Origin of the sequence: Streptomyces purpurogeneiscleroticus, from assembly GCF_020024005.1 — a bacterium.
Classification (GTDB): Bacteria; Actinomycetota; Actinomycetes; order Streptomycetales; family Streptomycetaceae; genus Streptomyces; species Streptomyces purpurogeneiscleroticus.
On record NZ_NHSG01000466.1, the window covers coordinates 1 to 10,388 of the forward strand.

Annotated in this window: 8 protein-coding genes; 7 read left to right on the plus strand and 1 reads right to left on the minus strand. The window is 73.9% G+C overall.

Features of this window, described 5'->3' with window-relative positions:
* The first annotated feature begins 38 nt into the window (after positions 1–38).
* The 7 genes from CCS38_RS33965 (at position 39) to CCS38_RS33995 (ending at position 8,663) form a co-directional block, all read left to right on the plus strand.
* Positions 39–1,229 (plus strand): ATP-grasp domain-containing protein, encoded by a 1,191-nt coding sequence (locus tag CCS38_RS33965; protein WP_223737358.1) that lies wholly within the window; start codon positions 39–41, stop codon positions 1,227–1,229.
* Positions 1,226–3,046 carry an IucA/IucC family protein gene (locus CCS38_RS33970; RefSeq protein ID WP_223737347.1) on the plus strand — a complete coding sequence of 607 codons (1,821 nt, stop codon included), beginning with the start codon at positions 1,226–1,228 and terminating at the stop codon, positions 3,044–3,046. Before CCS38_RS33965 ends, CCS38_RS33970 begins: the two co-directional genes overlap by 4 nt.
* Positions 3,043–4,314 (plus strand): MFS transporter, encoded by a 1,272-nt coding sequence (locus CCS38_RS33975; RefSeq protein WP_223737349.1) that lies wholly within the window; start codon positions 3,043–3,045, stop codon positions 4,312–4,314. Before CCS38_RS33970 ends, CCS38_RS33975 begins: the two co-directional genes overlap by 4 nt.
* On the plus strand, positions 4,314–6,089 hold the full coding sequence (locus CCS38_RS33980; protein WP_223737350.1) for an IucA/IucC family protein: 1,776 nt from the start codon (positions 4,314–4,316) through the stop codon (positions 6,087–6,089). Before CCS38_RS33975 ends, CCS38_RS33980 begins: the two co-directional genes overlap by 1 nt.
* On the plus strand, positions 6,086–7,309 hold the full coding sequence (locus CCS38_RS33985; RefSeq protein ID WP_223737354.1) for a type III PLP-dependent enzyme: 1,224 nt from the start codon (positions 6,086–6,088) through the stop codon (positions 7,307–7,309). The genes CCS38_RS33980 and CCS38_RS33985 overlap by 4 nt, the downstream gene beginning before the upstream one ends.
* Position 7,310: 1 nt before the next feature.
* Complete coding sequence (locus tag CCS38_RS33990) at positions 7,311–8,069, plus strand: HpcH/HpaI aldolase family protein (protein ID WP_223737355.1); 759 nt, start codon at positions 7,311–7,313, stop codon at positions 8,067–8,069.
* Positions 8,070–8,213: 144 nt separating this feature from the next.
* Positions 8,214–8,663, plus strand: a complete 450-nt coding sequence (locus tag CCS38_RS33995) for a DUF7144 family membrane protein (RefSeq protein ID WP_223737356.1) — start codon at positions 8,214–8,216, stop codon at positions 8,661–8,663.
* 48 nt (positions 8,664–8,711) lie between these two features.
* Here CCS38_RS33995 and CCS38_RS34000 read toward each other — a convergent pair.
* The coding region (locus CCS38_RS34000; protein ID WP_223737357.1) for an FAD-dependent oxidoreductase at positions 8,712–10,388 on the minus strand (1,677 nt) is incomplete at its 5' end.

Here is a 10,388-nt window from a genome sequence, read left to right on the forward strand (position 1 = left end):
TCCCCGCACCGCCCCCGAACCAGAAGGGGTCCCCGCTCATGCGGATGCACCTGCTCGCACTCAACCCCACCGACTCGGTCACCGACGGTTTCCTGCCCGCGGCCACCCACCTCGGCATCGATGTCACCGTGCTGACGGACCAGCCCGCCGCCCACCGGGAGAAATACCCCCAGATCGAGATCCTCGAGTGCGACGTCCATGACGTCCGCGCCGTCATCAGCCGGATCGCCGCGCACGGCCCCACCGACGCGGTCTTCACCAACAGCGACCACCTGCAGACCCAGGCCGCGCTGGCCGCCGAGTACTTCGGGCTGCCCGGCAAGGACTGGCGCGCCACGCTGCGCGCCAAGAACAAGGCCGAGATGCGCCGCCACCTCGCCGCCGCGGGCGCCGACACCGTACGGTCGGTCCAGCTCGCGCCCGACGAGGAGCCGGACGTACTGGCCACCGCCGACCTGCCGTTCCCCTGTGTCGTCAAGCCCCGCGAGGGCGTGGCCAGCGAGGACGTCGTCCTGGCCGACGGGCCCGGCGAACTGGTCGAGCGGGCCAAGGAGATACGTTCCCGCCGCCCGGGAGCCGCGCTGGTGGCCGAGGAGTACCTGGCCGGCGAGCTGTACACCCTGGAGACGCTGGGCGACGGCCGGACCCGGCACGTGCTCGGCGGCTTCCACAGCGCCCTCTCCGCTCCCCCGGCCTTCATCGAGGAGCGGCACACGTTCGTCGCCGCCCACCCGGAGCCGGTCGTCGCGCAGGTACTGGCCCAACTGGACGCCCTGGGCGTCGGGTTCGGCGCCTGCCACACCGAGTTCGTGGTCCACGAGGGCCGCGCCCGGCTCATCGAGGTCAACTACCGCGCCATCGGCGACCAGTGCGACCTGATGCTGGCCGAGGCGCTGGACATCCCGCTCTTCGCGCACATCCTCCGTACGCACCTGGGCGAGCCGCTGCCGGCCGACCTCAGCGCGCGCACCGACGCCGCCGCGCGGGTGGAGTACGCCCTCGCCGACCGGGCGGGCACGCTCACCGCGGCGCCCGGCCCGATGGACCGCACGGTCGACGGCGTCCACCTGACGTACCGTCCGCTGCGCGCGGTCGGCGCCGAGCACCCGCACTACCGCACCAACCGCGACTACCTCGGCGTGCTGCGTGCCACCGGCAACGACCAGCAGGCCGTGGACCGGGCCGCCGAGGCGTTCTTCGCCGCCGAGCGCTGGGAGATCACCCCGTGACCGCCGCGACGGAGACCCTCAGAACCGGGACCGCGACGGACAGCGGACCCGAAGAGCACGAGCTGCTGATACGCGTGCTCAGCGCGCTGCTGCGCGAGGACGTCGTGGGGCTGCGGTCCCGCGGCACCGTACTGGAGCGCCCGGACGGGCCCTGGCTGCGGCTGCCCGCCGACAGTGCCGGGACCGGCGAGGCCGGCGAGGCGCTGCTGCTGCCGCTGGCCCCCGACGGGTACCAGGCCGAGTACGCCGCCCGGCTGCCGCTGCTCGTCCGCGAGTCCGACGGCGCCCGGCTGAGCACCCTGGACGAAATCCTCGGCGCGGTGCGGGCGCTCGCCGACCCGCTCGACCACGAGGGGTTCGACGCCTTCACCCAGGAGTGCCGGCAGACCCTGGAGACGCTGCGGCTGCACGCCGCCACGCAGGACGAGCTGTCCGCCGCGCTGGCCGACCGGCACGGCCCGGACCCGGCCCGCTGGGCGGGCCTGACCGCCGGCCTCGCCCATGACGCGCTCGCGGCCCGCCTCGACCACCCGGTGTACCCGGTCTCGCGCGGCCGCTCCGGGCTGGACGAGGCTCAACTGCGCGCGTACGCACCGGAGTTCGCCCCGCGCTTTGCGCTGCGGTGGCTGCTGCTGCCGCGTACCGCCGTCGAGGTGACCGGCGGCCGGGACGCGCTGCCCGCCTGCTGGCCGCACCCCGTCGACCTGGGCCGCCCCGACCTGGACGACAGCCACATCGCGCTGCCCGTCCACCCGCTGTCGCTCGGCGCCCCGCTGGACGCCGCGCTGCGCGAGACCGGGCTGGCCGAGGACGCGGTGCTCTCCGAGCACTCCTGGCTGGGGGCCGTGCCGACGCTGTCGATGCGTACCGTCGCGCTGGACGCCGATCCGCAGGTGCACCTGAAGCTGCCGCTGGCCACCGCGACGCTGGGGCTGCGCAACCGGCGCACCATCAAGCCCCGCACGCTCGTCGACGGAGCTGCGGGGCAGCGGCTGCTGGAGACGGTGATCGCCCGCGAACCGCGGTTCCGCGAAACGATCCTCCAGGCCGACGAGACGGTGTACGCGCACGCGGACCACGAGCTGCTGGCCGTACTGTGCCGCCGCTACCCGGCCGGGCTGGACGGCAGCGCCGTCGTCCCGCTGGCGGCACTGCTCGCCCCGGCACCCGGCGGGCGGCTGGTCATCGACCACCTCGCCGACCGCTTCTACGGCGGCGACCCGCTCGCACTGCTCGACGCGTTCCTGACCCTGCTGTTCGACTGGCAGACCACGCTCTTCGGGTACGGCATCGGCCTGGAGTCCCACCAGCAGAACATCTCGCTGGTGCTGGACCGCACCGACGCGGGCGACACCCGGCCGCGGCTGCTGTTCAAGGACAACGACGCGCCGCGGATCAACACCGTGCGGCTGCGGGAGCGGCTCGGCGCCGACGCGCCCGACCCGGCGGACTTCGCCGACCCGCGGATCTTCGGCGAGACCGACGGCCCGGTGGCCGACATGCTCGCCACGATCACCGTCCACCTGTGCGCCGGTTCGTACGCCTTCGGGCTGGCCCGGCACGGCCGGGCGCCGCTGGACCGGCTGCTGGAGCTGGTCAGGGACCGCCTCACCGAGGCCGTCGAGCGGCTGGGCACCGGCCCCGGCGAGCCCGGCGCGGTCCTCCGCGAGAAGCTGCTGGACGCCCCGCACCTGCCGGTCAAGGCCATGGTCAGCGCCGGGACGCTGCTGTCGAAGGAGCGCTCGGGCGCGGCCGACATCAACAAGCACTACACCACGGGCCCCAACTACCTGCTGCCGACGGGGAGCGTCCGATGAGCACCACCGCACCCGAGGCGGTCCAGGCTCCCGCCGCGCCGGAAGCACCGGAAGCACCCAAGGCACCGGCCCTGGGCCGCCGCCAGGTGCACGCCGTGGCCGGCTGCTACTTCGTGGCCTCCTTCGCGGCCCTCGGCCTGCCGCCGTACCTCACCGAGATCCTGCCCGACCTGGGCGACCATGCCGCCCGCTGGGCCGGCCTGCTGTACATCGTGCCCACCATCTTCGGCGGGATCGGCGCCCCGCTGTGGGGGCGGCTGGCCGACCGGTTCGGCCGCAAACGGCTGCTGCTGCGCGCGCAGTTGGGGCTGGCCGCGGCGTTCCTGCTCGCGGGCTGGGCCGACTCGCTCGCCACCTTCACCGCCGCGCTGGTGCTGCAGGGCATCCTGGGCGGCACGTTCGCCGCGTCCAACGGCTACCTGGGTGCCGCGCTGGAGGGGCCCGCGCTGTCCAAGGCGCTGACGCTGATGCAGGGCAGCGCGCGGGCCGCGCTGGTCTTCGCGCCGATCGTGGTCGGCTCGCTCTCGCCCTGGCTGTCGCCGCACCGGCAGTACGCACTGCTGGCCGTGCTGCCGCTGGCCGCCGCCGCCATGCTCGCGGCGCTGCCGGAGCCGCCCCGGACGCGTACCGCCCCGGCGGCGAAGCCCGAGGCGGCCACCGAGGCCAAGGCCACCGCGCAGCCGGAGCGGGGCAGCACCGGAGCCCTGCGGGCCCTGCTCGCCCTGGAGTTCGCCTTCGTCTTCTCGACGGTGATCTCCTTCCCGTACCTGATCGAGCTCATCAAGGAGCGCATACCGGGGACCGGCTCGCTGGTGTCCGGCGTGCTCTTCGCGCTCCCGCACATGTGCTACCTGGCCGGCGCGATGGCGGTGCACGCCGCCTTCCGCACCCGGCCCCGGCTCGGCATCGCGCTCGGCTTCGCCTGCATCGCGCTGGGCTCGGCCGGGCACGGCATCGCCGGGTCGCTGCCCTCGTTCATCGCCGTGCGCCTGCTGCTGGGTGCCGGCCTGACGCTGGGCCTGGTCTGCATGTCCGTGCTGGCGGCCGACTGCGCCAAGGGCCGTGCGCCCGGTGGACTGTTCGGCTCCATCGAATTCTTCTCGAAGGCCGGCGCGGTCGCCGCCGGCCTGGCAGCCGCGCTCGGCAACGGCCTGTTCGGGCCGTCCGCGCCGCTGCTCATCGGCACCGCCATCGCCGTGGCCACCGTGCTGGCGACCACCCTCCCCGCTCTCTTCCGTCGTCTTTCCCACACTCGCAGGAGCTCTTGATGCCTCCGCTGACGCATTCCTCCGGCCCCGCGCGGGCCGCTTCCCCGGCCACGGCGTCCCCCGCCGAGCTGCCCACCGCCGACGACGCCGTGGCGCACACCCTCCTCAACTGCCTGCTCCGCGAGGTCTCGGGCCCGGAGCACCAGACCGCCGTGGACCACGGCCACCTGCTCCTCCGGCTGCCGCGCCGCGGCGTGCTGCTGCGCGTCGCGCTGCGCCGCACGTCGCTGATCGGCGCGCACCGCTTCACCGGCCCGGTGTCCGAGCAGGACGGTGACGGCTGGGCCGAGGTCGGCTGGCGCCGGCTGGCCGAGTACGTGCGCGCCGAGCTGTCGCTGCGGACCGGCGTGGACAACGACGAGTTCCTGACCCAGATCGCCGCCAGCCACCAGGCCACCGCCGCGGCGCTGGCCGGCCGTCCCGCAGCGGCCCCTGAGCGTCCCGGAACCGCCGGGGCCGAGGACTGGCACGACGCCTATGTGGCCTCCGAGCAGTCCCTCGTCCTCGGCCACCGCTTCCACCCCACCCCCAAGGCCCGCACCGGCGACCCGGTCGCCTGGCAGGAGTACGCGCCCGAGACCGGCGGCTCCTTCCCGCTGCTGCTGCTCGCCGTCCGCGAGGAGCTGCTCGCCGAGGAGAGCGTGGCGGCCGACGCCACCGCTCCGCTGGACGCCTTCGAGGCCGAGGTTCCGGAGGGGTACCGGCTGCTGCCCGCGCACCCGTGGCAGTACGAGCTGCTGCGCGACCAGCCGGCGCTCCAGGAGGCCCTGGACCGCGGTGACATCCGGGTCCTGGGCACCGCCGAGTTCCCGCACGCCGCGACCGCTTCGGTCCGCACGCTCTACTCGGCCGACTCCTTCCTGAAGTTCAGCCTGAACGTCCGGATCACCAACTGCCTCCGCAAGAACTCCAGTTACGAGCTGACCGGCGCCGTCGCGCTCACCCGGCTGCTGGCTCCCGTGCTCGACGACCTCGCGGCCCGCTTCCCCGGCTGCGCGGTGCTCCGCGAGCCCGCGTACCGCAGCGTCGCGCTGCCCGGCCCCGACGGGCAGCCGGACACCGCGCTCCTCGAAGGCTTCGGCGTGATCGTCCGCGAGGGGCTGTCCCGGCGGCTGCTGCCCGGCACCACCCCGCTGCTGGCCGGTGCCGTCGCCGACGAGTACCCGTCGAGCGACGCGCACATCTCCCGGCTGCTGGCCGGCGCCGACGCCGGGACCGCGCTGAAGTGGTGGGCCGCCTACCTCGACCTGCTGGTCCCGCCGGTGCTGTCCGCCTACTTCGACCACGGGCTGGTCTTCGAGCCGCATCTGCAGAACGTGCTGATCTGCGTCGACGGCGACGGGATGCCCGCCCAGGTGCTGCTGCGCGACCTGGAGGGCACCAAGCTCGTCCCCGAGCAGCACGCCGATACGCTCGCCGCGCTGCCGCCCGAGGTCGCCGCGCCGCTGACGTACGACGCTCAGCGCGGCTGGGACCGCGTCGTGTACTGCCTGCTGGTCAACCACATCTCCGAACTGCTCGCCGCCCTCGCCGACCTGCACCCGGACAACGAGAGCGAGCTGTGGGCCGAGGTGCGCCGCACCCTCCAGCGCCACGCCGACCGGCACGGCTGCCCGCCGCGGCTGGCCGCGCTGCTCGCCGGCGTGCCGCTGCCCGCCAAGTCCAATCTGCTCACCCGCTGGGAGCGCAAGGCCGACCGCGAGGCCGGCTACGTCCGGCTGCCCTCGCCGCTCGCCGAGGACGTGCTCTCCGCCACCGCCTGGAGCGCCCGATGACCCACCCCACTCCCGCGGTCCAGGACCGCGTCCATGCCCTCCGCCCCGAGGAACTCCCCGCGTACATCTATGACCTGACGGCACTTCAGGAGCATGTCGCCGGGGTCCGGGCCGCCCTTCCCGAGCGCGTCGAGCTGTACTACGCGGCCAAGGCCAACCCGGAGCCGGAGATCCTCGCCGCGCTGCGCCCGCACGTGGACGGTTACGAGGTCTCCTCCGGCGGCGAGCTGGCGCACGTCAACAAGGCCGTACCCGGCCGCCCGCTGGCCTTCGGCGGCCCCGGCAAGACGCCCGCCGAGATCGTCCACGCTCTTGAACTGGGCGTCGAGCGGTTCCACGTGGAGAGCGTGTACGAGCTCCACATGCTCGCCGACCTGGCGGCCCGGCACGCCGGGGACCGTCGGATCGCCGTCCTCCCGCGCTTCAACCTCCCCGTCGGCGACGGCTCGCTGGACAGCGTGTCGCTCGCCATGGGCGGCCGGCCGACCCCCTTCGGCCTGGACCCCGACCAGGCCGACGAGGTCGTCGGACTCCTCACCGACGGCAGTTACCCGCAGCTCGAACTGCGCGGCGTGCACGCCCACTTGGCGAGCGGCCTGGAGGCCGCCGAACAGCTCGCGGTGGCGTCCTCGATCGTCACCTGGTCGGTGGAGCTGGCGGCCCGGCACGGCGTGACGCTGCACGAGGTCGTGGTCGGCGGCGGGATGGCCGTCGACTACGCCGAGCCGGAGCGCCGCTTCGACTGGGCGGCGTACGGCGCGGGGCTCGGCCGGCTCGCCGACGCGCACCCCGGCCTGACGCTGCGCATCGAGCCCGGCCGCGCGCTCACCGCGTACTGCGGCTGGTACGCCACCGAGGTACTGGACGTGAAGCACAGCCACGGCGAGGAGTTCGCCGTGGTCCGCGGCGGCACCCACCACCTCCGCACCCCGGCGACCAAGGGCCACGACCAGCCCTGCACGGTCCTGCCCACCGACGCGCCGTGGCCGCACCCGTGGCCGCGCTCGGCCGCACAGGGCGACAAGGTCACCCTCACCGGCCAGCTCTGCACCCCGAAGGACCTGCTCGCCCGCGACGTCCCGGCCCCGGGCCTGCGCGCCGGCGACCGGGTGGCCTTCAGCCTGTGCGGCGCCTACGCCTGGAACATCTCGCACCACGATTTCCTGATGCACCCGCGGCCGGGCTTCCACTTCCTGGGCGGGGCCGGGGAGGGCTCCTGACGTGCTGCGCACCAACGAGGTGAAGCGGAAGCTCGCGGCGGGCGAGGAGGTGCACGGCCTGTTCAACGTGCTCCCCGACCCCGCGGTGGTCGAGATGATCGGCTGCGCGGGCTACGACTTCGTCGTCCTCGACACCGAGCACACGCTCGTCGATCCGCGGCAGCTGGAGCACCTGATCAGGGCCGCGGAGACCAGCGGCGTCACGCCGTTCGTGCGGGTGCCCGAGGCGGACCCGGGGGCCGTGCTGCGCGCGCTGGACGCCGGGGCCATGGGCATCGTGGTACCGCATGTGCGCGGCCGGGCCGATGTGGACGCCGCGGTGCGGGCAGCGCGCTACGCACCCGAGGGGATGCGCTCGCTCAACGGCGGGCGCATGCCCGGCTACGGCGGCAGCGACCTGCGCGCGTACATCGAGCGGGCCAACGCCGAGATCATGGTCGTACCGCTCGTCGAGGACGCCGAGGGCGTCGACGCGATCGACGACATCCTCGCGGGTGGCGGCGTCGACCTGGTCCTGCCGGGCCCCGGCGACCTCTCCCAGTCGTACGGTGTGCCGTGGCAGGTGCGGCACCCGCGCGTCCAGGAGGCGGTGCGCACGCTGCGTGCCGCCTGTGGCCGGCACGGCGTGCCCTTCTGTGCCATGGCCACCACTCCGGAGCGGCGCGCCGAGTGGCGTGCGGACGGTGTCACGGCCTTCGTCCTCGGCGAGGACCGGGATCTGGCCGCCCGGGCGCTGCGCGCCCATCGCGAACGGGTCTGAGGCAGCCCGGTCCCGGCGTCCAGCAGGCATGCACGTCCGGGACCGGGTTCGTCCGGTCGGCAACGTATGTGGTGGACACCGGGGCCCGGCGGGACGACGCTGAACCGACGGCATTCGCACACGTATGTCACGAGGGGAGCCACCATGTCGCAGGCAGCACCCCACGCAGCGGGCCCCAAGCCGCCCCGCGCGCACGGCCCGGACAACGTCTGGGCGGCCAGCGGCACGCTCTTGGCCGGAGTCCTGATGCTGGTCTCCGGCGTCCTGGGAGTCCTGGAGGGCATCGCCGGCATCGCCAAGAACGAGGTGTACCTGCTGAGCAACGAGCTGACGGGCACCTACGTCTACGAGTTCGACACGACCGCGTGGGGCTGGATCCACCTGATCCTCGGCGTCATCGTGGCCGTCACCGGTCTCGGCCTGCTGAAGGGCGCGGGCTGGGCCCGCACCCTCGGCATCGTGGTTGCCGGCCTCTATGTCATCGCGCACTTCATGTGGCTGCCGTACCAGCCCGTCTGGGCCACGGTCGGCATCGCGCTCGGCATCTTCGTCATCTGGTCGCTGTGCACGGACCGCACCCGCTACATCCCTTGACCGCTCGGCGCCGGCGGCCGGACCGGCCGCCGGCGCCCCCGGCGTTCCTCAGCGCTGCAGCACCGCTGCCAGCGCCTTGACCAGCTCCGTCCGCGCCTCGTCCTCCGTGCGGGGCGCGGACGCCCGGCGCCACGCGATATATCCGTCCGGGCGGACCAGCAGGCAGCCCGACTCGTCGGTTCCGCGGCGGCGCTGCCAGTCGCCGTACGCGTCCCGGGCGGCGTCCGAGCCGATGCGTACGGTGGTCAGCGGGACGCCGAGGTCCGCGGCGCAGGCTTCGGCCGCTGCCTCCCATGCCACCCCGGACAGGCCGGTGACCAGGGTGAACCTGCCCTTGCCGACGAGGTCGAGGGTGGAGACGCGGCGGCCGTGCGCGTCCGTCAGCCAGGCGTGCGGCAGCTTCGCGCCGGGGCGGGTGCTCGGCTGGTGGTACAGCTCCCGGTCGCGCGGCCACTCCTCGGCCGGGCTGCCGTCGTCGAGCACGGCGGCGGAGGCGTACCGCTGGTTCAGCTCCACGCCGTGCGCGTTGAACTCGTAGTTCTTCAGCTCGATCGCGGCATCCAGTTCGCGTCGCCGCCGCGCGCCTTCCGCGTCGGCCGCCCGGCAGGCGGCCAGCGCACTCGCGATGCCCTCGTCATCGGCGCCGCCGCCGACGCCCAGCGCCCGGAAGATCGGGCCGAACTGGTCACGGCTGAGGTTGGCGCGGTCGACGATCTGCTTTCCGACGGGGGCGCGTTCGGCGGTGTAGGTGTCGAGCAGACCCTCGCCCGCCTCGCCGCGCACCACCATCGCCAGCTTCCAGGCGAGGTTGTGGGCGTCCTGGACCGAGGTGTTGGAGCCGAGGCCGTTGGACGGCGGGTGGCGGTGCACGGCGTCCCCGGCGCAGAACACCCGGCCGGTGGAGTAGCGGGTGGCGTAGGTGTGGTTGACGGTCCAGAGGGAGGTGGAGGTGACCTCGATGTCTATGGAGTCGTCGCCGACGAGGTCGTGGACGATCCGGCGGGCCTCCGCCGCGTCGATCTCCGGGGGCGCCTCGTCGATGTCGTAACCCCAGGTCAGCAGCCATTCGTTCCAGGGGCGGACCATCCGGACCAGGCCCATGCCGATGCCGCCGGTCTCGGCGCCGGGGCGCATGACCCAGTACAGGACGCTGGGGCGGTGGGCGACGTGCGCGCTCAGGTCGGCCCGGAAGACGATATTCATGCTGCCGGCCTTGCCCTCCTGCCCGGCGATCGGCAGCCCCGCCTGCTCGGCGACGCGGCTGCGGGCGCCGTCCGCGCCGATCAGGTAACGGGCGCGGAGGGTGAAGTCATCGCCGCGCAACCGGTCGCGAAGGTGGGCAGTGACACCGTCCTCGTCCTGCTCCAGGCGGACGAACTCGGTGTCGAAGCGGACCTTGGCACCGCGCGCGGCGGCATTGCTCACCAGGATCGGTTCGAGGTACGTCTGCGGCAGGTCGGTCATCGGACAGGGGCTGGCGGCGGTGTACTCGGTGAGCCGGTCGTCCCCCGTGCCCCAGGTACGGATGCGGCCGATCTCCTCGCCGGTGAGGGCGGTGCACAGCACGGTGTCGCCCATCAGGTGCTGCGGGGTGCCGACGGCCAGCGCCTGGTCCTCGATGCCGAGGTCACGCAGGACTTCCAGGGTGCGCTGGTTGGTGATGTGGGCGCGGGGGGTGTTGGCGGTCCAGCCGTACTTGCTGACGAGCGTGGTGCGTATGCCGTA